Annotated in this window: 24 protein-coding genes and 1 tRNA gene; 10 read left to right on the forward strand and 15 right to left on the reverse strand. The window is 72.1% G+C overall.

Annotated features, from left to right (window positions below; all coding sequences use genetic code 11):
- Positions 1–143: 143 nt before the first annotated feature.
- Positions 144–1,346 carry a PucR family transcriptional regulator gene (locus IW245_RS16665; protein WP_197004092.1) on the reverse strand — a complete coding sequence of 401 codons (1,203 nt, stop codon included), beginning with the start codon at positions 1,344–1,346 and terminating at the stop codon, positions 144–146.
- Positions 1,347–1,451: 105 nt separating this feature from the next.
- On the opposite strand from IW245_RS16665, the gene IW245_RS16670 reads away from it, so the two are divergent.
- On the forward strand, positions 1,452–2,912 hold the full coding sequence (locus IW245_RS16670) for a rhomboid-like protein (RefSeq protein ID WP_197004093.1): 1,461 nt from the start codon (positions 1,452–1,454) through the stop codon (positions 2,910–2,912).
- Here IW245_RS16670 and IW245_RS16675 read toward each other — a convergent pair.
- Positions 2,903–4,330 (reverse strand): sigma-70 family RNA polymerase sigma factor, encoded by a 1,428-nt coding sequence (locus IW245_RS16675; RefSeq protein ID WP_197004094.1) that lies wholly within the window; start codon positions 4,328–4,330, stop codon positions 2,903–2,905. The genes IW245_RS16670 and IW245_RS16675 overlap by 10 nt on opposite strands.
- Before the next feature lie 131 nt (positions 4,331–4,461).
- Positions 4,462–5,190 (reverse strand): NBR1-Ig-like domain-containing protein, encoded by a 729-nt coding sequence (locus IW245_RS16680; RefSeq protein WP_197004095.1) that lies wholly within the window; start codon positions 5,188–5,190, stop codon positions 4,462–4,464.
- A 135-nt stretch (positions 5,191–5,325) separates the two neighbouring features.
- Between IW245_RS16680 and IW245_RS16685 the strand changes: the two genes are divergently transcribed.
- The 3 genes from IW245_RS16685 to IW245_RS16695 all read left to right on the forward strand — a co-directional run bounded on the left by IW245_RS16685 (position 5,326) and on the right by IW245_RS16695 (position 8,882).
- Positions 5,326–6,276: a hypothetical protein gene (locus IW245_RS16685; RefSeq protein WP_197004096.1), complete on the forward strand. Its 951-nt coding sequence runs from the start codon at positions 5,326–5,328 to the stop codon at positions 6,274–6,276.
- Between the two features lie 86 nt (positions 6,277–6,362).
- Complete coding sequence (locus IW245_RS16690; protein ID WP_197004097.1) at positions 6,363–7,130, forward strand: phosphotransferase family protein; 768 nt, start codon at positions 6,363–6,365, stop codon at positions 7,128–7,130.
- 102 nt (positions 7,131–7,232) lie between these two features.
- Positions 7,233–8,882, forward strand: coding sequence for an FAD-binding dehydrogenase (locus tag IW245_RS16695; protein WP_197004098.1), 1,650 nt, complete (start codon positions 7,233–7,235; stop codon positions 8,880–8,882).
- Positions 8,883–8,942: 60 nt separating this feature from the next.
- Here IW245_RS16695 and IW245_RS16700 read toward each other — a convergent pair whose 3' ends face one another.
- Positions 8,943–10,247: an outer membrane protein assembly factor BamB family protein gene (locus IW245_RS16700; protein WP_197004099.1), complete on the reverse strand. Its 1,305-nt coding sequence runs from the start codon at positions 10,245–10,247 to the stop codon at positions 8,943–8,945.
- Between the two features lie 56 nt (positions 10,248–10,303).
- Here IW245_RS16700 and mug point away from each other — a divergent pair, with 56 nt between their 5' ends.
- The gene (gene mug, locus IW245_RS16705; RefSeq protein ID WP_197004100.1) at positions 10,304–10,843 is read left to right on the forward strand and encodes a G/U mismatch-specific DNA glycosylase; all 540 of its coding nucleotides are present in this window, start codon (positions 10,304–10,306) and stop codon (positions 10,841–10,843) included.
- A 4-nt stretch (positions 10,844–10,847) separates the two neighbouring features.
- On the opposite strand, the gene IW245_RS16710 is transcribed toward mug, so the two are convergent.
- Positions 10,848–11,450 (reverse strand): class I SAM-dependent methyltransferase, encoded by a 603-nt coding sequence (locus tag IW245_RS16710; protein ID WP_197004101.1) that lies wholly within the window; start codon positions 11,448–11,450, stop codon positions 10,848–10,850.
- Positions 11,447–14,215, reverse strand: a complete 2,769-nt coding sequence (locus IW245_RS16715; protein ID WP_231398831.1) for a M36 family metallopeptidase — start codon at positions 14,213–14,215, stop codon at positions 11,447–11,449. Before IW245_RS16715 ends, IW245_RS16710 begins: the two co-directional genes overlap by 4 nt.
- A 157-nt stretch (positions 14,216–14,372) precedes the next feature.
- On the opposite strand from IW245_RS16715, the gene IW245_RS16720 reads away from it, so the two are divergent.
- Complete coding sequence (locus tag IW245_RS16720) at positions 14,373–14,999, forward strand: phosphoribosyltransferase (RefSeq protein ID WP_197004102.1); 627 nt, start codon at positions 14,373–14,375, stop codon at positions 14,997–14,999.
- Here IW245_RS16720 and IW245_RS16725 read toward each other — a convergent pair.
- The 3 genes from IW245_RS16725 to IW245_RS16735 are packed head-to-tail and all read right to left on the reverse strand — an operon-like array spanning position 14,996 to position 16,324.
- Positions 14,996–15,388: an ASCH domain-containing protein gene (locus IW245_RS16725; protein ID WP_197004103.1), complete on the reverse strand. Its 393-nt coding sequence runs from the start codon at positions 15,386–15,388 to the stop codon at positions 14,996–14,998. The genes IW245_RS16720 and IW245_RS16725 overlap by 4 nt on opposite strands.
- A 6-nt stretch (positions 15,389–15,394) precedes the next feature.
- Positions 15,395–16,168, reverse strand: a complete 774-nt coding sequence (locus tag IW245_RS16730; protein ID WP_233473096.1) for an arylamine N-acetyltransferase family protein — start codon at positions 16,166–16,168, stop codon at positions 15,395–15,397.
- A 9-nt stretch (positions 16,169–16,177) separates the two neighbouring features.
- Positions 16,178–16,324 (reverse strand): hypothetical protein, encoded by a 147-nt coding sequence (locus IW245_RS16735; protein ID WP_197004104.1) that lies wholly within the window; start codon positions 16,322–16,324, stop codon positions 16,178–16,180.
- Positions 16,325–16,661: 337 nt separating this feature from the next.
- Here IW245_RS16735 and IW245_RS16740 point away from each other — a divergent pair, with 337 nt between their 5' ends.
- On the forward strand, positions 16,662–17,717 hold the full coding sequence (locus tag IW245_RS16740; protein ID WP_231398833.1) for a methyltransferase: 1,056 nt from the start codon (positions 16,662–16,664) through the stop codon (positions 17,715–17,717).
- Positions 17,718–17,850: 133 nt separating this feature from the next.
- On the opposite strand, the gene IW245_RS16745 is transcribed toward IW245_RS16740, so the two are convergent.
- The 4 genes from IW245_RS16745 to IW245_RS16760 all read right to left on the reverse strand — a co-directional run bounded on the left by IW245_RS16745 (position 17,851) and on the right by IW245_RS16760 (position 20,852).
- Positions 17,851–18,222, reverse strand: coding sequence for a hypothetical protein (locus IW245_RS16745; protein ID WP_197004105.1), 372 nt, complete (start codon positions 18,220–18,222; stop codon positions 17,851–17,853).
- A 156-nt stretch (positions 18,223–18,378) separates the two neighbouring features.
- On the reverse strand, positions 18,379–18,759 hold the full coding sequence (locus IW245_RS16750; RefSeq protein WP_197004106.1) for a hypothetical protein: 381 nt from the start codon (positions 18,757–18,759) through the stop codon (positions 18,379–18,381).
- 81 nt (positions 18,760–18,840) lie between these two features.
- Positions 18,841–20,157 carry a sensor histidine kinase gene (locus tag IW245_RS16755; RefSeq protein ID WP_197004107.1) on the reverse strand — a complete coding sequence of 439 codons (1,317 nt, stop codon included), beginning with the start codon at positions 20,155–20,157 and terminating at the stop codon, positions 18,841–18,843.
- Positions 20,158–20,159: 2 nt separating this feature from the next.
- Entirely contained in the window at positions 20,160–20,852 is a 693-nt protein-coding gene (locus IW245_RS16760; protein ID WP_197004108.1) for a response regulator transcription factor, read from the reverse strand.
- Between the two features lie 107 nt (positions 20,853–20,959).
- On the opposite strand from IW245_RS16760, the gene IW245_RS16765 reads away from it, so the two are divergent.
- Positions 20,960–21,934 carry a glutathione S-transferase family protein gene (locus IW245_RS16765; RefSeq protein WP_197004109.1) on the forward strand — a complete coding sequence of 325 codons (975 nt, stop codon included), beginning with the start codon at positions 20,960–20,962 and terminating at the stop codon, positions 21,932–21,934.
- A gap of 40 nt (positions 21,935–21,974) precedes the next feature.
- A tRNA-Gly gene (locus IW245_RS16770) sits at positions 21,975–22,050 on the forward strand.
- An 8-nt stretch (positions 22,051–22,058) separates the two neighbouring features.
- Here IW245_RS16770 and IW245_RS16775 read toward each other — a convergent pair.
- Positions 22,059–22,673: a hypothetical protein gene (locus IW245_RS16775; RefSeq protein WP_197004110.1), complete on the reverse strand. Its 615-nt coding sequence runs from the start codon at positions 22,671–22,673 to the stop codon at positions 22,059–22,061.
- A 654-nt stretch (positions 22,674–23,327) separates the two neighbouring features.
- Between IW245_RS16775 and IW245_RS16780 the strand changes: the two genes are divergently transcribed.
- Positions 23,328–24,308 (forward strand): hypothetical protein, encoded by a 981-nt coding sequence (locus tag IW245_RS16780; RefSeq protein ID WP_197004111.1) that lies wholly within the window; start codon positions 23,328–23,330, stop codon positions 24,306–24,308.
- A 632-nt stretch (positions 24,309–24,940) separates the two neighbouring features.
- On the opposite strand, the gene IW245_RS16785 is transcribed toward IW245_RS16780, so the two are convergent.
- Positions 24,941–26,296: a helix-turn-helix domain-containing protein gene (locus IW245_RS16785; RefSeq protein WP_197004112.1), complete on the reverse strand. Its 1,356-nt coding sequence runs from the start codon at positions 26,294–26,296 to the stop codon at positions 24,941–24,943.
- Positions 26,297–26,373 lie beyond the last annotated feature (77 nt).

A 26,373-nucleotide genomic window follows, 5' to 3' on the forward strand; every position in this document is an offset into this window, starting at 1 on the left:
CCACCGGTTTTCGGTTCCCACGGAAGAAGATCACGATCATTCTCCGGTTACGGTGGCGCCCGACCCGGCGCGCGTCGGCCGCCCCGCGTGCCCGGTCGGCGACGGCCAGCGGGTGGCCGCGACGCCGGGCCGGGCGGACGCCGTCAGGCGATCTGGAGGAGGTGGCGGGCCACATCCAGGACGAGGCGCTGCCACGGGGTGCGCGGGTCGCGGCCGGTGCACTCGCGGACCCTGCGCAGCCGGTACCGCAGGGTCTGCGGGTGCACGCCCAGGTGTTCGGCCGCCCCGGTGGCGGTGCCGGCGGCCAGGAACGCGTCGAGCCCCTCGAGCAGGTGCGCGTTGCCCGGGTCGGCGAGCGGGCCGAGGACGAGGTGCGCGATGTCGGCCGAGCGGGCCGCCGGCCGGCCGGCGAGCAGGGCCAGCAGGTGCGCGTCCCCGGTGTCGAGGAGCCGGCCGCCGTCGTGGGCGTGCGCGGGGGCGGTGTCGAGGGCGTCCTCCGCCAGCCGGTACCCGACGGGTGCCTCCGCCGGGGGCGTCTCGATCCGGCAGCCCCGCCAGCCGCGCCGCACGACGACCGGGTCGAGCAGCCCGGCCGGGGACGCCACACCGACCCCCGCCGTCGCGCCGGGCAGCAGCAGGACCAGGCGTCGGCCGCGCAGGGTGAGCAGGTAGCGGCGGGGGTCGTCCCCGGCCAGGCCCAGCTCGGCGGCCAGGTCCTCGCCGTCGGCCTCGGTGAGCACCCGGGCCGGGTCGGTCGACTCGACCAGCAGCAGGGTGGGGCGGGCCGGGATGTCGACGTCCAGCTCGCGGCAGCGGTCGACCCACGCGCCGGCGGAGGCCTGTCGGCCGACCAGCAGGTCGTCGAGAAGTTCGCGCCGGGAACGGCCCCGGTCCCCGGTGAGGCGGTCGGCGGCGGAGGTGTATCCCGAGTAGACCGCTTCGGACAGTGCGTCGATGCTGGCCAGCCACAGCCGGGTCAACGCGAGGGTGTCGGCGACGTCGAGCGTGTCGCGGCCCCGGCCGACCACGATGTCGATGGCGAGGGTGGCGGCGACCCGGTACGCGCGCAGCACGGCCGGCAGGGGTCTGCCGTCGGCGGCCCGGGCCGCGCCGATCCCCCGGAACCGGGCCAGGTCGGCGGCGTCGAGGGCCCCGTCGCGGACCCAGAGTTCGAGGACCCGGGTCAGCGCCCAGCCGGCGATCGCCCGGACCTCGGCGAGCTGGGCGGCCTCCAGTCGCTGGTAGGCGGGGATCCTGCCCTGCACGGCGGCGGCCAGCTCCTCGCCGATCGTAGGCAACGCCTCGGACACCTCCCGCTGCACGGCCACCCGCTGCTGCACACCCATCCGTTTATCATGCCCTGACAACTCAGCACCGCGATCCCGGTCCGGCCCCGCTGCCACGCCGGCCCCGGCCCGGCCACGCGCGGATAAATGGATCATGATGGTGCGATGTTGCCCCTGACCGAGATCGCGTTGCTCGCCGCGGCGATGCTCCTCGTCGTCGCCCTGCGCCGGCACTGGCGGTTCACCGGCCCCCTGCGCTCCGCCGCCCGGTGGCTGTGGGCCTGGGCCTCGGCCAACCCCGCGTCGGCCGTGCTGTGGTGCCTCGTGGTCCTGCACGCCGTCATGGTCGCGGAGCTGCCGTCCGCGCTGCGCGACGAGGTGCTCCGGGTGCACAGCACCAACCCGCAGCAGCTGGGCAGCCACCCCGTCAGCGCGCTGCTCACCTCCGCGCTGTGGGTCGAGCCGTCCGACGTCCCGTTCATCACCCTGCTGACGCTGCTGGTGCTCGCGCCGGCCGAGCGGTGGCTGGGCGGTTGGCGGGCGGTGGGGGTGTTCTTCGCCGGGCACGTCATCGCGTCCCGGCTGATCGCGCCGAGCCTGCTGGGGGACCCGGAACTGCGGCACGTGGTCGACGTCGGGATCAGCTACGGCGGACTGTGCCTCGCGGCGCTGCTCACGTACCGGATCAGGTCGTGGACCTGGCGGATCTCGGCCATGATCACTCTGCCGACCCTGGTGGGGCTGAGCGGCGGGCTGTTCGACTGGTGGACCAACGACGGTCACCTGGTCGCGGTGTTCCTCGGGTTCTCGCTGTGGCCGGTGACCCAGGCGACGAGCGTGCGGGCCCGGTTCTCCGGCCCGTGGATCCAGCCGCCCGGCTACGCGGACCTGCCCCTGCCCCGGGTGACCCCGAGGTTCCGCCGGCTGGCGCTGGTGGCCCTGTTCGTGCTGGCGGCGGTGGTCTACGCGTGGCGGCCCGGCTCGTCGGTCACCACCGGGATCCGCGACTACCAGGTGCCGGCCGAGAGGGTCACGGCGCTGCGGGTACTCGCCTCGGGCGGCGGGATCACCGTGGTGGCCGGCGCGCCGGGGGTGATCCGGGTGACCGAGACGCTGCGGCACGACCGGGCCCGGCCCTACACCTCGCACGCGACGAACGCCGCCGGCGAGCTGGTCCTCGAGTCTGGCGGGTGCGGGTTCTCGATCATCGCGTGGTTCGACCGGGAGAAGTGCACCGTGAACTACCGGGTGGAGGTGCCGGCGGCGCTCCCCGTGCGCCTGGAGAGCAACGGCGGCAAGGTCTCCCTCGACGGCCTGGCCGGCGCGGTCGAGGTGCACGCGGACGGCGGCGCCGTGCGGGCCGCGAACCTGCGCTCGACGACGTTCTCGGCGCACGCCGACGGCGGCAAACTCGACGTGGGGTTCTCCGGCGTGCCGGACCTGGTCGACCTCTCGGGCGACGGCGGGTCGGTGACGGTGCGCCTGCCCGACGCCGCGTACGCCGTGGACGCCGGGACCGAGGCCGACGGCACCCGGGCGGACGTGAGCGTACGGGTCGACCCGGCGTCCCCGCACCGGATCAGGGCGCACTCGTCCGGCAGCCGGGTGACGGTGGCCTACTTGTAGCCGAACATCTGCGTCCAGTAGTACCGGTAGGAGCCGCCGGTGGCGCGGCCCACGCCCATCGCGCGCGACGAGCAGTTGAGGATGTTGGCCCGGTGGCCGGCGGAGTTCATCCACTGGTTCATCGTCGCCTCGGCCGTGGCGTTGCCTGCGGCGATGTTCTCCGCCGACGGGTCGTTGTAGCCGGCCGCCTTGGCCCGGTCCCAGGGGCTGACGCCCTCGGGGGTGTTGTGATCGAAGTAGTCGCGCTTGGCCATGTCTGCGCTGTGGTCGTAGGCGGCCTGGCCGAGTTTGAGGTCGTAGTGCACCGGCTGGCAGCCGGCCTCGGCCCGGCGCTGGTTGACCAGTACCAGGATCTGGTTCTCCAGGTCGCCGACCCCGGCCGGTTTCGGCGAGGCGGTCGGCTTGGCCTTGGTGGGGCTCGGCGTGGGGCTGGGCGTCGGGGTCGGCGAGGGGGTCGGCGACGGGATGGTGTCCATCCGCGCCTCCTGGACCGGCGGCGGGATGGCCGGGGCCTCGGCGTCCGCACCGGACACGCCGGGGCGCAGGGCGTAGACCACGCCGCCGCCGAGGGCGAGCAGGACGGCGATGGCCGTGACCGTGCCGACCAGGCCGTTGCGGCTCGGGTTGACGTGCCGGGGGGCCGCGCCCTCCTCGAGAGGGGTCCGGGCAGCGACGGGTACCGGGCGGGGGCCGGACAGGGCCGCGTCGGCCGCCGCGTACAGGGCGACGAGGAGGGCGGACGCGCCGACCCGGGCGCCGAGTCCCCGGCAGGCCGGGCAGCGCCGGATGTGGTGGTCCACGCTGGAGCGCTGCCGGGCGGAGAGCCGGGGGCGACGTTCCACCAGGGCGTCGAGGCCGTCGCACCGGCCGTGCTGGCGGGCGACGAGCAGGGTGCGCACGGCGTTGCCGAGCGCCGAGCGGGTCCGGTGCACGAGGACGGAGGCGTGCGCCCGGCCGACGCCGAGCACCTGGCCGATCTCGGCGCTGGACAGCTCCCAGCGCACCGACAGCTCCAGGACGGCGCGCTGGCGGGGCTCCAGGCCCTGGGCCGCGGTCCACACCAGGGCCGCGGCCTCGCGCTGTTCGGCGACGGTGTCCGGGTTCACGCCGGGGGCGTTGTCGGCGATGTCGGGCACGTCGGCGACCGGGGTCGCGGCGGTGTGCCGGAACTGCTCCATCGCGCGCCGGTAGGCGATGCCGAACAGCCAGGACTTCACGGCGGCCGGGTCGCGGAGGGCGTCGAGGTCGCGCCAGCCGACGAGGAAGCAGTCCTGCACCACGTCCTCGGCGAGATGCCGGTCACCGGTCAGTCGCGTGACGAAGCCTCGCAACTCCGGAGAGTGACGGGCATACAGTTCGCCAAACGCGTCGCGGTCCCCGAAGGACGCGGCGGTGGCCAGTGACGCGTCGCTCTGCATCTGGATACCTCCCGGCTCGTACGGTCGTCGACACTACGTCGTGTGACGGCCCCGGGGATTACGCCCAGTGCGCCAACTTTCTTCGGTACCCGTCTGGTCCCGGATTTTCCGGTGGGGCAAATCATGACCTTTCAGATGACTGTGACGAAGAAGTACACCGGACGGTAGCTCGCGAAGAACGACCTGCCCGACTCGTCGACCATCTTCCAGCCCGACCAGAACGTGCCCGGCGTCGACGGGGCCAGCACCGGCACGCTGATCATCACCCGGTCGCCCGGGTCGGTGTCCCCGATCGGCACCCGGGCGGGCACCAGGCCGCCGGGGGCGTGCTGGGCCTGCAGGTACCGGTTGCGCCAGGCGACCGAGCCGGCGTTCTCCAGGGACCACACCTTGACGAACCGCGAGTTCGCCCGGACCCGGCTGCCGTCGGGGATCGTCACGTCGCCCAGGAAGTCGCTGGCGTCCCCGGCGATCAGCGGGCCCGGGGCGTCCCCGGGCGTCGCGCCCGCCCGCCCGAGGGACACGGCGATCGTGGCGGTGACCCCGCCGACCGCCAGGGACACCGAGCCCTCCAGGAGCCGGCGCAACAGGCCGGTCGAACCGGTCTCCGGCGGCCCGGTCCGGGCCCGCTCCCACATCGCCCGCCACTCCGGCTCGTCCCCGCCGCACACCCGGACGAACTCCCGGGTCGTCTCCCACGACGGGAACCGGGACCCGCTCACCGCCTCGAACAAGGTGGTGTGCGAGATCCGGCCGGACCGCCCGGCCATCGCGCGGAACGACGGGTTGCCCGCCGCGCTGCGCAGCTCCCGCAACTTCGCCGCCCACCGCGCGACGTCCCCGGTCGACTGCCTGTCCATGCGCACCTCGCACAGTTGTCAGAACGTGTCAGAACCTGTCGAACATGCCCCCACCCGGCCATCGTGATTGGACCATGGTCGACTCGGCGCGAACAGCCGTGCGGCCTGCCAATTTCTCTGTCAGGAGGCGGTTTCATGCACCGGAGACTCACCGTGGGACTGTTGGCTGTGGCGTGCACGGCGGCGGGTCTGGCGTTCACGGCCAGCCCCGCGTCGGCGGCGGCCACGTATCCCGTGAAGACCACACTGGACGGTCGGACCGTCAAGGATCCCGAGGTGCCGGTCGGCAGACAGCGGGTCGCCGACAAGTACCCGGAGGGCAGCTCGGTCACCATCGTCTGTCAGGACGACGGGCCCAGCTACGGCGGCAGCACCCTGTGGGACCTGACCACCGACGGACTGTACGTGCCCGACGCCTACGTCAAGACCGGCTCGTCCGGCCGGGTGATGGGGGCGTGCTCGATCCCGCAGTCCTTCCCCGCCAAGGTCACCCTCAACGGCCGGCGGAACAAGGGCGACGCGGCCACCGCGCCCGGCTCCGTCGTCGACCGGTACCCGGCAGGCGTGAACGTGCCCGTCGTGTGCCAGGCGGCGTCGGGCGGCGCGATCTGGGACCGCACCTCGCACGACCTGTGGGTGCCCGACGAGCAGATCAAGACCGGCACCACCGGGTACGTGTCCGGCCTGCCCCGCTGCGACACCGACGGCACGACCGGTGGCGGGGGCGGCTTCCCGGCCGACCCGAACGCGGCGGAGGCGATCGCGTTCGCCCGCGCCCGGCTCGGGCACACCGACTGGAACAACCAGTGTGAGCTGTTCGTGGAGCGCGCGTACGGCACCAGCGGCCGGTTCGCGACCGCGCTGGCGCACTACCGGTGGCAGCGCGACAACGGGCGGATCCACACCGGTTCCGTGCCGCCGCCCGGGGCCGCGGTGTTCTTCACCTCCACCACCTCGGCCGGGCACATCATGCTGTCGATCGGCGACAACAGCGCGATCAGCACGGGTCCTTCGGTGTACCAGACGAACACGTTCCGGGAGCGGTCGGACTACCTGGGGTGGGCGTACGTGCCCAGCGGCTGGTAGGTCGCGCTCCGGGGCGGCCGTGGGGGTCCGCGGCCGCCCCGCCCACGGGGTGGCAGGAGCGGCGGCGCGCGTCTACTGTCTCCCGGATGTCCCAGACCCACGAGCTCGTCGCCACCGGTGGCCTGCTCACCAAACGGTACGTCTCCTGGTCCCGTGACGAGCACCGCCGGGAGTGGGGCGTCCTGACCCGGGTGCACGCGCACACCACGGACCTCGCGCCGCGTCCGGTCGCCGCCGACCTGGACGCCGACCCGCCGACTGTGACGATGAGCCTGCTGCCCGGCCGGCCGCTCTCGGGCAGCCTGTCGCCGGCGCAGCTCGACGGCCTGGCGGCGGCGTTGCGGACGCTGTGGTCGGTGCCGTGCGCGGACCTGCCGGCCCGCCGCGACGAGCCGGACGCGTTCGTCGGCATGGTCGCGGCCCGGCTGGCCGAGGCGCCCCGCCCGACCGGGTCGGCCGGCGAGGCCTACGACGCCGCGCGGGACTGGTTGCGCCACGCGGCCTTCGGCCCGGGGCGCACCACGGTCCTCGGCGGCGCGGATCCGAATCTGGCCAACTACCTGTGGGACGGCGAGCGGGTCCGGATCGTCGACTTCGAGGACGCCGGCCGCTCCGACCCGGAGATCGAGCTGGCCGACCTGGTGGAGCACCTGCGGGCCCGGGCCACCGACTGGACGGCGTTCCTGGCCGGGTTCGACCTCGACCCGGACCGGCTGCTGGCCGGTCGGCGGCTGTTCGCGGCCTTCTGGCTGCACCTGCTACTGCCGGGTGGGCGCGCCGAGGCCCGCAACCCGCCGGGCACCCTCGACCGGCAGGCCGCCCGGGTGCTCGGGCTGCTCACCGACGGGCGCTGACGGGCTCCGCTGCCATCGGTTTGTCAGCGGCTGATACATCCGTTCCGACTTCCCTGCGCAAGGTGCTTGCGTCGCGGGGGCGCCCGGGTCAGGCTCGTGCGCATGGACGCTGACGTCATTGTCGTGGGAGCCGGCCTCGCCGGACTGGTCGCCGCCGCCGAGCTGGCCGACGCCGGCCGGAGAGTGCTCCTGCTCGACCAGGAGCCGGAGTCCAACCTCGGCGGGCAGGCGCACTGGTCGTTCGGCGGCCTGTTCCTGGTCGACTCGCCCGAGCAGCGCCGGATGGGGATCCGCGACTCCCGCGACCTCGCCTGGCAGGACTGGCAGGGCAGCGCCGGCTTCGACCGGGACACCGACGTGTGGGGCCGGCGCTGGGCCGAGTCCTACGTCGACTTCGCGGCGGGCGAGAAGCGGTCCTGGCTGCGGGAACAGGGCATCGGGTTCTTCCCGGTGGTCGGCTGGGCCGAACGCGGCGGGTACACGGCCACCGGGCACGGCAACTCGGTGCCCCGGTTCCACGTCACGTGGGGCACCGGGCCGGGGGTCGTCGCGCCGTTCGAGCGCCGGGTCCGGGCCGCGGTGGACAAGGGGCTGCTCACGCTGCGGTTCCGGCACCGGGTGGACGAGCTGACCGTGACCGGCGGGGTGGTCGACGGGGTGCGGGGCGCGGTCCTGGAGCCGAGTGCCGCCGGGCGGGGCGAGGCGAGTTCGCGGGTCGAGGTCGGCGAGTTCGCGCTGCGGGCCCAGGCGGTGGTCGTGACGAGCGGCGGGATCGGCGGCAACCACGACCTGGTGCGCCGGCAGTGGCCGGCCCGGCTCGGCACGGCCCCGGAGCACATGCTGTCCGGGGTCCCGGCGCACGTGGACGGCCGGATGCTGGGCATCACCGGCGCGGCCGGCGGGCACCTGGTCAACGAGGACCGGATGTGGCACTACACCGAGGGCATCACCAACTGGGACCCGATCTGGGCCAGGCACGGGATCCGGATCCTGCCGGGGCCGTCCTCGCTGTGGTTCGACGCCACCGGTCAGCGGCTGCCCGTGCCGCTGTTCCCCGGGTTCGACACGCTCGGCACGCTCGAACACATCATGGGCACCGGGCACGAGTACACGTGGTTCGTGCTCACCCAGAAGATCATCGAGAAGGAGTTCGCGCTGTCGGGCTCCGAGCAGAACCCCGACCTGACCGGCAAGAGCATCCGACAGGTACTGAAGCGGGTGCTCCCCGGCGCGCCCGGCCCCGTCGAGGCGTTCAAGGAACACGGCGCGGACTTCGTGGTCGCCGACACGCTCGCCGAACTCGTCGCCGGCATGAACCGGCTCACCGACACGCCCCTGATCGACCTCGCGGACCTCGAACGCCAGATCGTGGCCCGCGACCGCGAGATGACCAACACGTTCACCAAGGACCTGCAGGTCACCGCCCTGCGCGGGGCGCGCAACTACCGGGGCGACCGGCTGGTGCGGGTCGCGTCCCCGCACCGGATCCTGGACCCGAAGGCCGGACCGCTGATCGCGGTCAAGCTGCACATCCTGACCCGCAAGTCCCTGGGCGGCCTGCAGACGGACCTCTCCGCCCGGGTACTGCGCGCCGACGGCACCCCCCTGCCCGGCGTGTACGCGGCCGGGGAGGTCAGCGGCTTCGGCGGCGGCGGGGTGCACGGGTACCGGTCGCTGGAGGGCACGTTCCTCGGCGGGTGCCTGTACTCGGGGCGGACGGCGGGCCGGGCGGCGGCGGAGGCCACGGGGTAGGGCTCGCGGGCCCGGTCACCGGACGCTGGGCTCCGGCCCCCGATACCCAGGCCGGCGTGTCTACGTGAGCGGGTACACCCCGAACGACTCCGCGCCCGCGCACAGCAGGAAGCGGTCGCTCCACGAGCACGACCCCGGGCTGGCGGACACCGAACCGAGCACCCGCCGGGCGCCGTCGGCCGGGGACACCCAGGCCACCTCGGTCGCGACCGGCGAGACCGGGAACCGGCCGATCCTCGCCGACAGGCCCACCAACCGAGCGTCCGACGCCCGGCCCAGCGAGGAGTACGTCCCGTCGGCCGCGTCGGCGCCCCGGTGCAGGGTCCTCCCGTCCGGGGCGAAGACGGAGCCGGCGTAGACGACCCGGTCACCGGCCATCGCGAGCGACGTGTGCGGGTCCCTCGGGGCCTGCGCCCGCCACAGCTGCTGGCCGCTGGACGCGTCGAACGCCCGCAGCTCCGCGACGCCGCCCGCGCCGTCCTCCGCCAGGCAGATCCGGCCCGCCCCGCACCCGGCGAGCACGGAGACGCGCCGCTTGCCCTCGATCTGGTGCATCGACCGCGGCGGCCGGGCGCCGTCCAGGTCGGCGATCATCACCTGGGTTCCGGGGTCGCCGCTCGGCCGGGTCGCGACCAGGGTGCGGCCGACGACGGTCGGGGACTCGAACCCGCCGGGAAGCGTCACGGTCGCGGTCGCCTTCCCGGTCCGCACGTCGTAGGACCGCAGCACGCGGTCGTCGCCGACCAGGTACAGCAGCGGGTCGGGGACGAGCGCCGACGGTTCCCCGGTGGTGACGGACAGCTGGCGCACCTTGCCGGTGGCCGGGTCCGGAATGGTCCACCGGGTGGCGCCGGTCCTCCAGTCCAGGCCCCGGGTGGTCCTCGCCTTCCGGGAGCCGAGGACGACAGCGTCAGGGTAGAAGGTGACCCCGTCGGTCGTGCTGTCGTAGTCGGCCATCCAGCGGGTCGCGCCGGACGCCGGGTCCAGCACCACGACGCCGTCCGCCGAGCCGTCCTGTCGCGAGAACCGGTGCGTCGTGAGGACCAGGGCGTCCGGGAGAGCCATCAGGCTCGTGACCTCCTTGGCGGAGCCGAGTTCGTGCGCGGACCACGCGAGCGTGTTCGTCGCCAGGTCGATCCCGACGACCTGGACGCCGGCGTCGGTGATCCACGCCGCGTACCCCCTGTCGCCCTGGATCCGGGTCCTGACCACGTACTCCTCCGCCGCGACCCGCACCCCCGGGCCGGCGACGGGCTTCAGCGTGGCGGCCGGCGGGTCGTCCCCCACCAGGAACGGGTCGCAGCCGGTCAGGGCCAGGGCGGCCAGCACCGCGCAGAGTCCACGAAGCACTACGAGTCGACGCATGTCATCCCCCGGTCGTAGAAATCGGTCCCCAATATAGACAGGTCTATGCTCGCGGTATGGACAAGCCCTCCCCCGCACAGGTCGCGGCGGCCGCCGGCCGGACCATTCCCGACGTGATCGGCCCCGGCCTCGACGTGCTGTTCTGCGGCATCAACCCCGGCCTGTGGTCCGCGGCGGTCGGGCACCACTTCGCCCGGCCGGGCAACCGGTTCTGGCCGGCGCTGCACCGGTCCGGCTTCACGCCGCACCAGCTCGACCCGGCCGACAGCGCGACGCTGCCGGAGTACCGGCTGGGCCTCACCGACCTGGTCGCGCGCGCCTCGGCCCGCGCGGACGAGGTCACCTACGAGGAGCTGGTCCTCGGCGGCAAGGCCCTGGTGACGAAGCTGGAGACGCACCGGCCGACGTGGCTCGCCGTGCTCGGGGTGGGGGCGTACCGGTGGGCGTTCGGCACCCCGGCGGCCATGGTCGGGCCGCAGCCGGAGCCGCTGGGCGAGACCCGGGTCTGGGTGCTGCCGAACCCGAGCGGCCTCAACGCGCACTACACGCTGGACCGGTTGGCGGAGGAGTTCGGGCGGCTGCGCGCGGCCCTGTGAGGGGCTACCCGGCCAGCCGGTGCACGCTCACCGCGTACGGCCCGTCGTCGTAGGCCGCGCCTTCCCACGTCGCGAAGCGCTCGAACGGCAGCAGGCCGGCGTCGGCGCACCACATGTCGTAGGAGTCCAGGTCCACCGGCGCGGACGCCAGCGGCAGGTGCGCGGCGTCGAGGCCGAACCCGGCGACCAGCAGCCCGCCGGGGCGCAGGTGCGCGGCGAGCCGGGCCACCGCCGCCGGCTCCGTGCCCGGGGCCAGCAGCGGGATCACGTTGCCGGCGGCCACCGCGAGGTCGAAGTCGCGGGCCGGCAGGTCCAGGTCCGCCAGGTCCGCGAGCACCCAGCGCAGGTCCGGGGCCGCGCGGCGCGCCTCGGCGAGCATCGACGGGTCGAGGTCGACGCCCACGCAGGCGTAGCCGAGTTCGGTGAGCCGGACCGTGACCCGGCCGGTGCCGCAGCCGGCGTCGAGCACCCGGGAACCCGATGGGACCAGCCGGGCGCACAGTCCCGCCTCGCCGTGCACGTCGGCCCCCGTGGCGGCCAGGTCGGCGAACCGGGCCGCGTACCGCACGCCCGGGTCCCCGCCCGCCACCTCACTCCAGCGACTCATGGCCTGACCGTACCGTGCACGGCCAGTTCCGAGGCGGATACGACGGTGCACGCCGAGAACGCGCCGGGGCACGCGCCGCCCGCGTCGACGAGCTGGTTGCCGGCCATCGTGAACCGCAGCCACCGGACCCCGGCGCCCGACCCGGGGGCGAGCGGCACGGCGTTGGGCCGGTTGCGGTCGGCCACCCCGAAGTGCCCGGCCGCGGCCGCGCGCCAGGTGACGCCGTCGGCCGAGGTCTCCAGCCGGTAGTCGCCGACCGAGCCACTCGGGCCGACCCCGCAGGCCGCCGCCGGGTCGACCGTGACCTCGGTGACGTCCACCGTCTCCGGCAGCCGGAACGTCATGGCGCGCGGTTCGATCCCGCCCGGTGCTTCCTTGGCGTCGGTGACCCAGCCGTCGCCGAGGGACTGGTCGAGCATCGCGGCCGGGCCGCAGCCGTCGGCGGTCAGGTCGTCGCCGGTGGACGCGGTCACCGCCGCGCCGCCGGAGGTCGCCGCCCAGTTCCGGCGGAGCGCCCAGTCGCGGGAGTTGGGCCCGGCCGCCACGGTCTGCGGGCCGCCGTCGCGGTCGTAGCCGGGCGCGGTGGCGGAGACCGCCGGGTAGGTGCCGGGGCGGATGCCGTGCACCGTGTACCGGCCATCGCCGTCGGCCACCGCCACGTAGCCGCCGGCGAAGGTGGCGCGGTGTCCGCCGAACAGCACGGTCGCGCCCGGCAGCGGCTTCCCGGTCACGGCGTCGGTCACCGCCCCCGACAGGGCGCCCGCTGTCCTGAGGGGCGGCGGGGTGCTGAAGTCCGCCGTCGGCGCGGTGTCGTCCACGTCGAACGTGCCGGCGAACCAGCCCATCCCGCGCGCCGCGAACACCTTCCAGATCGCCGCGGTGTTCCGGCCGCCGGAGACCAGGTGGTCGGCGCGCAGGATCGCGTTGCGCTCGTCGAGGAACGACGGGTCGGCCGGGGAGAGTTCCATGGCCCGGGTGACCAGGTTGCGGGTCAGCGTCGCACCGAGCGCGGTGCGCAGGTCCCACAGGGTCTCGGCCCAGATCTCGCCGTCGGCGTGCGACTCCGGCCGGCCGGCGATCCTCGTGTACTGGCCGTAGGTGTAGCCGCCCTTCGGACACGCCTTCGTCGGCTCGCCGGGCCGGCAGTCCAGCGGCTGGGTGCGGATGGCGTCGGTGCCGTGGCTCATGTAGCGGCCGATGGCGACCTCCCCGTCGGCGGCCGTGTCGGGCACGTCGCCCTGGCTGACGAGCAGGTCCATCGCGTACCAGTCGCTCCACGCCTCGCCCATGGCCGTGGCCTGCAACCCGCCGATGGTCGACACCCCGTTGACATCGCTGACCAGCCGGTTGGACAGCCCGTGGGTGTACTCGTGGTAGACGATGTCGGCCACGTCGCCGGAGTTGGCCGCGACGTACGGGTCGCCCTCGAACAGGTACATCCGCATCCGGGGCGGGGTGCCGTCCGGGTACGTGGACATGTTGGCGTTGTTGCGGTGGTCGTCGTCGGGCAGGCCGTCGCGGGTGGCCGCGCCGTCGAGGGCCGCGATCTGCACCGCGTCGCCGTCGCGGGCGTCGAAGTTGCCGGCCGCGCGGGAGAAGCCGATCGGCGCGGCGGCCAGGTGGTCGTGGAAGACCCCGGCGAAGTAGAGCAGCTGGACGGCGTTCTGCGGGGCGTTGGTCTGCCAGGACCGGGCCCTGGCGGGATCCCAGGTGCACGGGTACGCCGCCGCGCACGGCGCGCCGACCGCCCTGGTGAGATCGTGGAACGGGTAATGGAACCGGCCGGGCGAGCTGGGACGCACCTCCTCGGCCGGGGCTGCGGTGTCGTCGTCGTCCAGGTCGAGGTAGACGTGCGCGACGTCGCCGGACAGGGTCCGCGCGCCGGCCGGCAGCCAGCCGGGGCCGGTCAGGTCCCGGACCTGCTGTTTCCCGCCGGTCGGCGCGCCCGGGTGGCGGTCCCAGGCCAGGCCCGTGTCGTGTTGTTCGAGGTCGCGGCGCAGCAGCACCCGTCCGGTGTCGGCGTCGATGACGTGCAGGAAACCTTCGGCGTACCGGGTGACCTGCCAACCGAGCCGGGGACCCTCGGCCGTGGGGAACACGACGAGCTGGGCGGAACTGCCCGGCCCCCGCCCGGGGGCGGCGTGGGACGGCGCGTCGCGGGTCGCCGCGGACCGGGCGTCCGCGGCCGTCAGCCGGGGCTTCGGGAGGCTGGCGGGCAGCAGCCGGACCGGGGAGCCGTCGACCTGGGCCAGCCGGCCGTCGCGGCTGACGTGCGCGCGGACCCCGTTGCCGAACACCGGCACCGCCCCGACGTGCTGGGTGAAGCTCAGGTGGTGGGTGCCCTCGGGGTCGGTGTACGCGCGGCGCAAGGTCAGCGCGGCCACCTCCCGCGCGGACAGTCCGAACAGGTCCGGGTGGTCGCGCAGGTAACCGAGGGCGACGGCGGCTGGCTCGGCGCGGCCAGGGTCGGTGAGGAAGCCGTCGAGGGGGGCGACGAGGCGGGGGGTACCCGTCAACGGGTCGATCTCGACGGGAGCCGGGCCGGTGCGCGCGGTGGTGGACTCCGGGCGGGGGGCGGTGCGGCGGGCGTCGAAGTTGGCGGGCCGGCCCGTGTCCGGCGCGGGATCGGAGGTGCCGGGGGCCAGCCCGGGCGCGCCGGGGACGGCCGGAGGCGCGGCGCTGACCGGGGGCGCGGACAGGGTCGCGCCGAGGAGGGCTGTGGCCAGCTGGGCGACGACCGCCCGCCGCATCCAGGGTGTACGCATTGCGCCTCCTCGTCCGGTTTTGCCCACTCTACGACCGGAGAGCCGTGGCGACCGGAGCGAACACGCGGGACGGCGCCCCGGGCCCACCCCGGCCGCCGCGTCGGCGCTGTCCAGCGTTCCGCGCCGTGACCCCTGGCGTGCGGCGTAGAAAAGGGGGGTGAGATACCGCGACCGCGAACACGCCGGGCTCGTCCTGGCCGAACTCGTGGCCGTCGAGGCCGACCTGGGCGCGGACCCCCTGGTCCTCGGGCTGGTCCGGGGCGGGGTGCCCGTGGCCGCCGCCCTGGCCGGGGCGCTCCGGCTGCCCCTGGACGCCCTGGTGGTCCGCAAGCTCGGCGTCCCGGGGGCCCCGGAGGTGGCGTTCGGCGCGCTCGGGCCGGCCGGGGTGCGGGTGATCAACGACGACATCGCGATCCACCTGGACGACCGGGAGATGGCCGCCGTCGAGCACCGGGAGGCCGTCGAGCTGGTCCGCCGCGAGGAGCTCTACCGGGCCGGTCGCCCGGCGCCGGAGCTGAAGGGCCGCACCGCGCTGATCGTCGACGACGGGCTGGCCACCGGGGCCACGGCCCGGGCCGCCGTCGCGGTGGCCCGGCTGCTGGGCGCGGACCGGGTGCTGGTCGCCGCGCCGGTCGGGTCGCCGGAGGCGGTGGACCTGGTGGCCGGGGAGGCCGACGGGGTGGTGTGCCCCGAGGTGCCGGCCCGGTTCATGGCCGTGGGCCTGTCCTACGCCGACTTCGGCCAGGTCCCGGACACGGAGGTGCTCCGACTGCTGGCCGGCTAGACCAGGCGGAACCGGACGCACACCACCCGGGACTGGTCGTCGACGTCCTGGCCGCGCTTGGCCCAGTACTCCTCGCACTCGCGCCGCCAGTCGTCCACCGACGCGAACCCCTCCCCCAGCGCCTCGACGAACTCCCAGGTCACCTGGCCGAGCCGGGTCAGCTCCACCGCGGTCACCTCGACCTCGGCGACCCGGTCGCCCACGTCGTCGACGAGCACGAGCCGCTCCCCGACCTGCTCGGGCTTCTCGGACTCGTCCAGGTAGTCGAGGTCCAGCAGCCCGGCGGTGGCGCGCTTGCTGCCGAGCAGGACCAGGGCGTTCAGCCGGGTGCGCAGGTCACCGGCCGTGCCGAGGTCCAGGGTGCGCAGTCCGTCGATTCTCCCCCACATGGCTCGTCAGCCTACGGGAGCGGCCACGGTCGGGACACGGTCCAGTGCGAACCCGAACTCCCTTGTGTACGTGTCGAGAACCTCCCCGCCCGACAGCACCCGTTCGACCCGGTCGTCGCCAGTGGTGTGGATCAGGGTGTCGCCGCTGAGGGTGACCCGGCCGGTGTCGGTCAGCCGGGAGCACACCAGTGACCGGGTGAAGTGCGAGTCGGGGGACGTCTGCTGCCACCAGCACGTCGGGGCGAAGTCGGCGAGGTCGCGGGGCCGGGCCTCGAGCCGGTACTCCCCGCGGCCGTCGCGGAGCACGTCGGTGTCGCCGAACGCCGCCGGCACCAGTCGGAACACACCGTCCGGGTCGGCCTGGTCGCCGGGGAAGTCCAGGCTGAGCGGGTAGTGGCTGTGCCGGCCGAACCCGACGTCGGCGAGCCACGGCCCATCGGCCTCGACCCGCAGCGCCAGGTGGTCGAACGGCGGCCCGAGCCCGTCGCGGCCGTGCACCGAGGCCGCCAGCAGGGTGACGGGGAAGCCCAGGCCGGTGAGCAGGGCGGCGAACAGGCCGTTGAGTTCGTAGCAGAAGCCGCCGCGCCTCCGGGTGACGATCTTGTCGTAGAGGGCGTCCTCGTCGAGGCTGATCGGCTCGCCGAGGTGGATGCTCAGGTTCTCGAAGGGAACGGCGCGCAGGTGCCGCACGTGCAGCTCCCGCAGCGCCGCCCCGTCGACCCGCTCGGGGCGGGCCGCGTCGATCCGGTGCAGGTACGCGTCGATCTGTCGCTCGTCCACCTGATCATGCTAGGCGGGCCGGCGCCCGGGCACACCGAAAGGACCCGGTCTCTCGGCGCTGACCAGCCGGAGGGTCAGCGCGACCGGGGGCACCTGCCGGGTCCCGGTCAGCACGAGCCGGGCGACCAGGGACTCGCGACCCCTGGGCACCGTCACGGGCGGCCACCGTCGCGTCCAGCGCCCCCGAGGCGCTGGCGTGCGCGGCGCGCGACGGACTCGTCCATCGCCCACCTCCCCCGTCGGACGCGCCGCCCGTGCGACGCGTCCGCCAGTCTGCCGGGAGCCGCTTACATCTGACTTACACGGAGATCCGCCATCCGTTTTCGCACCATCTGGGCGGTCGCGACATCATTCACCGTCGCGTGGGGACACGTTGCCCACTCATTCATCCCTTGTGGACTAAACCTCCATTGACATTGATGTCCGTACATCGCTAACTTGCGCTGTCGGTGCCCGAAGCCACGACGCCGGCCATGACCCTCTCGGAAGGACCATGACGTTGCGCCTGGAGAATGCGAACCCGCTCACGCCCGACGACCTGACGCTCCTACTGTTCGGTGCGGCCGCGTTTCAGCAGCTCAGGGCAGGTTGCGAGCTCGGCCTCTTCGAGCTGCTGCACGCCGAACCGGGACGGACCCGCGACGAGATCGCCCGCCGCCTCGGTCTCGCCGACCGCGCCGTGGACACCCTGCTGCTCGGCACCACGAGCCTGCGGCTGACGACACTGGCCGCCGGCTCGTACAGCAACTGCGCGGTCGTGGACGCCCTGTTCGCCTCGGGCGACTGGGGCCGGTTCGCCGACGTGGTCGGCTTCGAGCAGTACGTGGTCTACGCCGGCCAGGCCGACTACACCGAGTCACTGCGCGACAACACCAACATCGGGTTGCGCCGGGTGCCCGGCGAGGGACCGGACCTCTACCACCGGCTCGCCGAGGACCCGTTCCTCGGCGGGGTGTTCTACCGGTACATGCGGTCGTGGTCGGAGCTCGCCAACCGTTCGCTCACCGAGCGGGTCGACTTCGACTCCGTCAGCCGGGTGCTGGACATGGGCGGCGGCGACGGGGTGAACGCCCTCGCGCTGGCCGAGGCCCACCCGCACCTGTTCGTCACCGTCGTCGACCTGCCAGAGAACCTGCACGTCGCCCGGGGCCGGATCGCGGCGGCCGGGCTCGCCGACCGGGTGTCGGTGTACGCCGCGGACATGTTCACCGACCCGCTGCCCGGCGGCCACGACTGCGTGCTGTTCTCCCACCAGCTCGTCATCTGGACCCCGGAGGAGAACGTCGCCCTGCTCCGCCGCGCGCACGAGGCCCTCGAGCCCGGCGGCCGGGTGGTCATCTTCAGCTCGATGTCCCGCGACGACGGGACCGGCCCGGTGATGGCGGCCCTCGACAGCGTCTACTTCACGGCCATCCCGGCCGAGGGCGGCATGATCTACCCCGCCGGGCGGTACCTGGAGTGGACGAAGGAGGCCGGCTTCGACAACGCGGCGTTCACCGACTGCTCGGCCTGGACCCCGCACGGCATCGTCCAGGCCACCCGCGCCTGACGCGACGTGGGCGGCCGGATCTCCCCGACCGCCCACAAACCCGTTCCTCCGGTTACGGAGGAGACCGACCCGCCAGCGTCGGCCCACGGCGGCGTGGTCCCGGGTCCCCTGCCCGGGGACGCCCGCACGGGGATCAGGGATTGAGACCCGACGCGCACGGTTCGTCGCTGTGGAAGGTCAGGAAGTCGCTGCGCACCCAGCCGATGACCCCGGTGCTGATGTCGGTCAGGTAGGTCCAGTACGCGCCGTTGTCAGCCACCGCCTCACACCGGTAGCGCAGCGCGTCCTCCGGAGTCGCGAGGCCGAGCCGGCCGCACTGCACGCCGTTGCCGTTGCGGATGTTGACGGTCTGGGTCGCCGAGTTGCCGTACTCGCCCTCCTGGTTCACCGGCTGCCAGCCGCAGTGGGTCTGTCTCGACTCGGCCTGGGCTGGTGCGGCCAGCCCCGTGCCGGCGATCAGCGCGGTGCAGGCGACCGCCAGCGCGTACCTGGAAATCGTTCTCATCTCGTCCCCCGTGATGCGGTTCCCTACAGGTCACTCCATCGTGGGACAACCGGGCGGCCGCCGTCCCCAACTTGGGGATACCGCAATGCCCGGGCTTCGCGCGTGATAAACGACAGGGCGGCCCCGTCAGGGACCGCCCACGCGCCGTGCCGGTGACTACTTGGCCGCGAAACCGTGGTCCGTGCACCAGGTGACGGCCTTGTCGACCTTCGTCTTGCGGGTCTCGATCTTCGTGGCCGCCTCGGTGCGCTTGGTCGCGGCCTTGTCGAGCTTGTCCGCCTTCTTCGTGTTCCCGGCGGCCCGGGCCTTGGCGGCCTCCGCCTTGATCCACGTCACCGAGCCGCGCTGGTTGGCGTCGCCGTTGATGATGGCCAGCCGGTCGTCGAGCACCGGCCGCAGGTCCTGGGCGAGCTTGCAGCCCTTGGCGTCGAGGGTGATCGGCTTGTCCCCGGCGCCGGGGCCGGCCACCGCCGGGAGAGCGGCCCCGCCGAGCACGACCAGCGCCGTGCCGCCGATGATCGCCAACTTCTTGTACATCGTGTGCTCCTCGTCGTCCGACGCCGGTCCGCACCGGCGCACCCCGAACGCTAGAGACGTTCCTTGGGGAAACACTGGGAGTCAGGGGCCGATCCTGAGCCAGTCCACCGGCGCCGGCCCGCCCGACTCGGGGATCCTGACCTGGAACCGGGCCCCGCCGCCGGGCTCCCCGCCGATCGTGACGGTCCCCCGGTGCAGCTCCGCCACCTCCGCCACCAGCGTCAGGCCCAGACCCGAGCCGGGACTGTCCGCGCGGCGGTGGAACCGCTCGAACACGCCCACCCGGTCCTCCTGCGGGACACCGTGGCCGGAGTCGGACACCGTGAGGGTCGCCGCGCCGTCCGCCGCGGCGACGGTCACCGTGACGGGCGCGGCGCCGTGCAGGACGGCGTTGTCGAGCAGGTTGTCCAGGGTCATCCGGATGCCGTCCGGCCAGCAGTCCGCCGGTACCGGCCCGTCGGTCTCCAGCCGGAACTCCGCCCCCGGGTGCCGGGAGCCCGCCGAGTGCACGGCCGCCCCGGCAATCTCCACCAGGTCGGTCCGCACGAACTGCTCCGGCTGGGCCAGCTCGGCGTGCGTCAGGGCGCGCAGGACACTGAGCAGGCCGAGCAGCCGCGCGTGCTCCGCCGACAGGTCGGAGAGCACCTCGCCGCGTTCCGGCTCGGACAGCCGGGGGTGGCCGAGCAGCTCCAGGTTGGTGCGCATACTGGTCAGCGGGGTGCGCAGCTCGTGAGCCGCCGCCGCCGCGAACGACCGGGCGGCCTTCAGCGCGTGCGCCGTACGGGCCTGCTGGGCGTCGCGCTGGGCCAGGCTGGCGTCCAGGGCCCTGGCCACGTCGTCGACCTCGGCGACCCCGGTGACCAGGTCGGTCCGCTGCCCGGGGGTCGCGCCCGCCACCGCCGCGCGCCGCTGGAGCCGGCGCAGCGGCCGGGTCGCCGCGCTGCCGAGGGCGAACCCGGCCAGGGCCGCGATCGGCACCGACAGGCCGGCGACGGCGAACATCCGGCGGCGCTGCTGGCCGAGCCGGTTGGTCAGGGCGGAGTTGGGTTCCAGAGCGTAGACCCGGCGGTCGTCGCCGGGCATGACGGCGTACCCGCGCCACAGCTCGCCGGCGCTGGTCAGCGTGAACGGCCCGGCCCGGTTGGGCAGCCGCCCCCCGGCGGGCACGTCCCCGACCGCGCGCTCCCCCGCCCGGGTACTGATGATCACGCCGCCCTCGCCGACCAGGCCGTCGACCTTGGGAGCCGCTGCCACGGCCACGGCCCGGTCGTGCAGCCGGTCGTCGCGTTCGAGTTTCAGGTCGGCGCGCAGCCAGGCGAGCAGCCCGAAGCTGGACACCAGCACCAGGACGGGCACGGCGACGGCCGCGAGCAGGGCGAACCGGGTGGACAGGCGCATGGCTACCAGTTCCCGTCATCGCGCAGGACGAATCCGGTACCGCGCACGGTGTGCAGGATCCGGCGGCGGCCGTCGGCCTCCAGCTTGCGCCGCAGGTAGGAGATGATCGTGTCCACGGCGTCGGTGCGCACGTCGAAATCGTAGCCCCAGACCCGTTCGAGGACCTGGGAGCGGCCGAGGACGATGCCGGCGTTGCGGGCCAGCAGCTCCAGCACGTCGAACTCGCGCCGGGTCAGTTCCACCGGGACGCCGTCGATCGTGACCCGGCGCGCGTCGGTGTCCACCGCCAGGCCGCCCACGACGTGCACGCCGTGCGGAGCGGCCCCGACCCTGCGGACCAGGGCGGCCAGCCGCAGCTCCACCTCGGCGATCGCGAACGGCTTGACCACGTAGTCGTCGGCCCCCGCGGCGAGCCCGGCGACCCGGTCGTCGACCTCGTCGAGGGCGGAGAGCATCAGGACCGGCAGGTCACAGCCCGCGGCCCGCAACCGCCGGCACACCTCGATCCCGGAGATGTCCGGCATCGACACGTCCAGGACGATCGCGTCCGGGGCGGAGGAGGCGACCAGCTCCAGGGCCCGAAGCCCGCCGGAGGCCAGCTCCACGACGAACCCCGCCAGGGACAATCCGCGGCCCAACGCCCGGCCGATCGCCGGATCGTCGTCCACCACCAGAACCCGCCACGCCCGCGTCACCCTGTCATCTTCCCGCACGCGTCCACCGGTACACCCTGGGTCGGGATCTTGGGAAAACCCTGTGGCCACGTTCGCCGGAGGCGGCTGTATCGACCTACAGTGATGTCATGCCTGTTGCCAGCCCGGTGGACTTCGCGACATTCGGCGACTACACGGTCACCTCCCCCTCGAGCGGCCCGCCCGGCCGGTTCCGGGGCCGGGTGACGGCCGACGGGAGCAGCGGCTGGCGGGCCGAGCCGGGGCGGTACCACCTCTACGTCTCCCTCGCCTGCCCCTGGGCGCACCGGTCGATCATCGTGCGGGGCCTCAAGGGACTCGAGGACGTGGTCGGCATGACCGTTCTCGACCCGGTGCGCGACGGGCGCGGCTGGGCGTTCCGCGACGGCCCCGGCCACACCGCCGACCCGGTCAACGACTTCGCCCTGCTCCGCGACGCCTACGAGGCCACGGAGCCCGGCTACGACGGCCACGTCTCCGTCCCCGTGCTGTGGGACCGGGAGACCGGCCGGATCGTCAGCAGCAACTACCCTGACGTCACCCTCGACCTGGGCGGCGCGTTCGACGCCTGGGCCACGCCGCTGGACCTGTACCCGGAGCCGCTGCGCCCCGACATCGACGCCCTCAACGAGCGGATCTACACCACCCTCAACAAGGGGGTGTACCGGTGCGGTCTCGTCCGCTCCCAGGCCGCGTACGACCGGGCGGTGGCCACGGTGTTCGGGACCCTCGACGAGCTGGAGCGGCGCCTGGCGACCCGCCGGTTCCTGTTCGGCGACCAGCTCACCGAGGCCGACGTCCGGCTGTACGTGACCCTGGCCCGCTTCGACGCGGTGTACGGACCACACCAGCGGGCCAACCTGCGCCGGCTCGCCGACTACCCGACCCTGTGGGCGTACACCCGCGACCTGTACGAGATCCCGGCGTTCGGCGGCAGCACCGACCTCGACCACATCCGCCGGCACTACTACCGCACCCAGTCGGCCCTCAACCCGTCCCGGATCGTGCCCGCCGGCCCGGTGCCGGACTTCACCGCGCCGCACGGCCGAGGACCCCGTTTTGTCCCCGGCGGAGGGGTCCGGTAAAGTTCACCCGTCGGCAAGGGGCACCTGACCGGGCCGACAGGCGGATGTAGCGCAGCTGGTAGCGCATCACCTTGCCAAGGTGAGGGTCGCGAGTTCGAATCTCGTCATCCGCTCCAAATGTTCGTTACTCGAACCCGCAGCTCACCAGGGTGAGCTGCGGGTTTCTTGTTGAATCGGTGTGCCCACCCTGATCATCTTTCGGACGCGTATCGACTGAACTGCCCTTGATGTCATGGATGACCTGGCCCAGCTCGGTGAGCTGCAAGCGGGTCTTGCCGTCCTCGGCGTCGACCAGGGCGTGGGTGATCAGCACCGGGTTCAGCGCTCGACGATCTTCCGGCGCGAGGCTGCGGTATCGCCCCTCGCTCAGCGAGGTGAGCAGGTCGACCATCTCGTCAAACGTGGTCAGCGTTTCGGCATGGGAGCCTTCTAGCCGCTCCAAGATCGCCTCGGCTTGGGCCTGTTCACGCCGGAGTCCGTCCTGCTCCTCCTTGAGAACATCGAGCGGCACGACGTCGGCCAGATGAGCGCGAAGAAGCTTCACGCTTCGGTCCTTGAGGTCTCCGAGGCGACGGCGCTGACGCTTGACCTCCGTGTCCCGCCGAGCCGTCGCACTCTGGATGAAGTCTTCAAGATCGGCCCTAGCAGCCGCCAAGACTTCAGAGGGCAGCTTCAGCGTGTTGTATGCCTGAGCGACTTTTTCCTCGATCGTGGCGACCGGCAGGTCGGCAGGGTGCACCCGTTCCCACGATGCCGCCCCAGGCAGAAGCCCCTGGCCCGGCGGTCGGTTGGCATCACGAATCAAGGCAGCCCAGGGGGACACCGTGACGATGCTGTTTGTGTTGATGTTCAGCTCGGAGCTTCATCTGACTGCGGGGCTTCCCACACGCAACAAAGCCACCCGCTCGAACGCTTGAGTTCGGCGGGCAGTCGAGTACGAGACTCAGTTGGTATCGCAGGGAGCGAGCTGGTCACTGTGGCGAACAAAAATAAGTGCATGTGCGCTTCCACTGGGAGCGCGATTTGATGTGACCTGCCCGGCGCATGAGCGAGGGGTTAGAGCTTTTGGTGAAGCGGTCGGGCGCGACAATTGTGACGCAGCGTCCTGGCCGCTTCGGCGGATCATCACGAATATGCCGCGAGATACAGAGGTATGCCATGTCGAAAATCTACATGGACCAAGAAGTATAGCATGAATCGGACACAAAGTCAATGACTGCGCGTGATTTGCATATCCAGGATTATGAATCTTTACAAATCGCAAACGTGAGACTGGAAGTAATTGTAAGCTGCCTTAAGACGCATGCAAGCGTGACATGAAGGGATGTGAAGCGCGCCCAGCAAACCGCGTGTTATGGGAGGCGACATGGCTAGCCCGAAGGACGGGCCTCAGGTGACCATTCCCGACGAGGATGAGGCCATTAAGAAGCATCCATGGCACAAACGGCTTCGCAGCTGGGTCGCCAAGTTATTTCGAAATCACCTCGATGCCGTTCTCCTCGTTGTCGCGGGAATAGCATTCTTTGCTGTAGGCATTTGGCGTTCGCCCACCGGTTTAGGTGAAGCGATTGCCATAGCCGTGCTTACTTTCGGCTCCACGCTGATCGTTGGCGCGATTCTCGGTGGAATAGTCGAAAGTCGGGCACACAGGCGATATCGCGATGAAATTACAAAAGGCGTAATAGCGGCCGTGTATGGACCACATGCTCCGCCTGCTTATCGCAAGGCGATCGGAGATTTCTTTACCTCCATCGATAGGTGCAGCCTCCAGGCTGATTGGGGCATTAAGTTTAGCTGGATAGGGGATGAGAAATCGGCAGTACAGCTGGATATTGCCATGATCCAGACTGGTCTCAACATCTCGGACGAGCCTTACTGTTTTGAAGACATTGGACTTGTCGCGTCGCTGATGGGGCATCATAGTGCGTTCCAGCGGTTCAGGCTCCAGTTGCTGTCCGAACACGACGGCCACGCCTCTCCAGCTATAAGACCAAATCCCGAAGAACTCAGGCGCATCACGATCGAACGTCCAGATGGAACGGTCGGACTTAAAATTGCCAACCTGGGTGCGGACGCCAATATCCCTGCTGGCGCGAAATATCTGTTTGAGCTAGAAGCTTCAGTTGTCCTTCCGGTGCATGGTTCGTTTCCCACTCGCACCAAAGGTGCGCACCTGCACCAGACGATTATCGTTGAAGGCGAGCCCCTAAGAAGTCTGAACTTCGAGTTAATTCATCGCGGCATGCCAGTCGTGCCTAAGCAGCGACGGCCAACTACGCGGCCGACCCATTACGAATATGAATTGTCTCCAACATTTCCAGGAGCCATGCCATTGCTTATGTGGTCGCCATCTGCCGAGCATGATGGCCATTGACAACAGTGTTCACTGTGTGTTATATACGGGATATGGATATTTAAACCCCACACCCTAGCCCACTAGAGCCCCGGCGAGAACGCCGGGGCTCTCTATTGTTCAGTCGCCCGGCTGCCTGAAGCGCCTTAGCGTAGCCAGCCAAGGACAGGCAGCCCTTGCTCTCGGGGACCTTGGCGATGGCGGCTTCGGCGTACCGGATGCCTGCGGCCTTCTCGCCCTGCTGCACCATGGCCCTGGCCCGGTGGATCTCGATGTGGGCCAGGTAGCTCCCATACCCATCCGGAATGGATCGGGCGGCCTCGTCCTGGGCGTTGGTGGCCTTTTCGTGGCTGACTCGGTCAGCTTGCCGCTCTTGCACACCAGCCAGCGCCAGTACGGCATGTCGTAGTCGCTGGCGGCCTCGTTGGTGCACACCTTGTCTGGGCCGCAGTTAGGAGAAACAGCCCGCCCCGGGGCTCACTATCAGGGGCGGGCGGCTCGTTGATCAGGCATGAGCCCTGAGCGACGCCCCTACGTGCCCGCCCCGGAGTGGATCGCGGAGACCACTAGGCGTTCCCGGGCCGAACAGGGCCTACCTCCGACGATCGAGGACCCGGATACCCTTGAGAAGGCGGCCTACGGCCCCTAGGCCGTCACCTGACGAGGGCCGTCACCTGACGAGCCGCCCGCCAGTACTCTCGTACCTCGGCGGTCCCCGGCTCGTCGGCCGGAAGCTGGTCCAGAAGGCCAGTGAGCCGCTGGGTCACTCGGCTGGAGTCGACCCCGGCGGCGGCGTCGATGGCGGCCCGGGCGCTCGCCATGGCCTCGTCCAGCCGGCCCGCGCTGAGGCTGGTCTCCGCGATGCGGACCAGGTACAGATTCCGGTCCCGGGTCGCGGCAGGTGACAGGGTGGCCAGTCCGGCGTGTAGCAGCTCGTCGGCGTGGCTGAGCTGCCGAAGGTTGATCATCGCCGTGCCGGCCTCGGCGGTCAGGCTGGGTTGAGGCATCCAATAGACCCAGTCGGGATCGTCCCCGTCCCGCCGGTTGGCCCAGAGATCGTCAGCCCGGTTTAGGAGCTGGGATGCCTGGCGCTGCTCGCCGAGGATGGCGTGGGCCCGGACCTGCCAGGCGTCGAGCATCGCGGCGACGATCCGGTGAGCGGGGTCGAGCTGGGCGCGGGCCGCTTCGAGCAGGTCGACGGCGGTCCGGCCGTCCCCGGCGTAGATGGCCTGAAGGGCGAGGTTGGACAGGATGTAGATCCCTTGCACGGTGTCGTGGGCGGCGTGTGCGGCCCGTAGCGCGCCGTGCCAGTACCGCTGGGCGGCGGCAAGGTGCCCGCAGTCGAAGGCGGCCCAACCTGCGAACCGGGCGAGGCTCGCGGCCGTTGACAGCAGCTCGCGGCCAACCGGCCCGGTGTGTCGGGCCTGGCGTAGTAGTGCGTCAACCATCCGTAGGTCTGCGGCGGCGGCCTGGAGGCACGAGCCCCCGCCGAGGGTGTCGTCCAGCCGCCAGAGTTCGGCCACCCGAAGTTGGAGACCGGCTATCGCGTTGGTGCCGACCCGACCGCCATCGAGACCATCGGCGATCGGTTCGGGTGGAGTATCGGCCCAGCCTGCGGCGATGCTGGACAGCGCCGACCCGCCGTAGATGAGAAATCCTCGCCGATCCGTGCTTCCTGACTCTACGAGCGCCGCCAGGACTTTACGAGCGTTCTCGATGGTCCATTCGCCGTCGTCCGCCGGCGTGGTCGCCGTCGCCAGATGAAGCCACCCGGGCCAGCCGATCGCGTCCACGGCCGTCTGATCGACGCCGAGCGCGTCGGCCAGGGCGTACTGAGCCGTCATCTCCGGGACCACGCCGCGTTCCCAGCGGTAGACCTTCTGCCGCCAGGTGGCCATGTTCAGGCCCGAGCCGCGTTGGACCAGCTCGGCGACCTCCCGCAGGCTCCAGCCGCGTTCCCCACGTATGTAGGTCAGGGGGTGCTGTGTGCCGTTCGCGGTGCCAGTCATAGGTGCTCCCAGCAGGGCGGATCTTCCGTAGTCGCAGCGCTACGCAGAGGCTACACGGAGGCTACGCGCCGATTCTT

Origin of the sequence: Longispora fulva (assembly GCF_015751905.1) — a bacterium.
Taxonomy (GTDB): Bacteria; Actinomycetota; Actinomycetes; order Mycobacteriales; family Micromonosporaceae; genus Longispora; species Longispora fulva.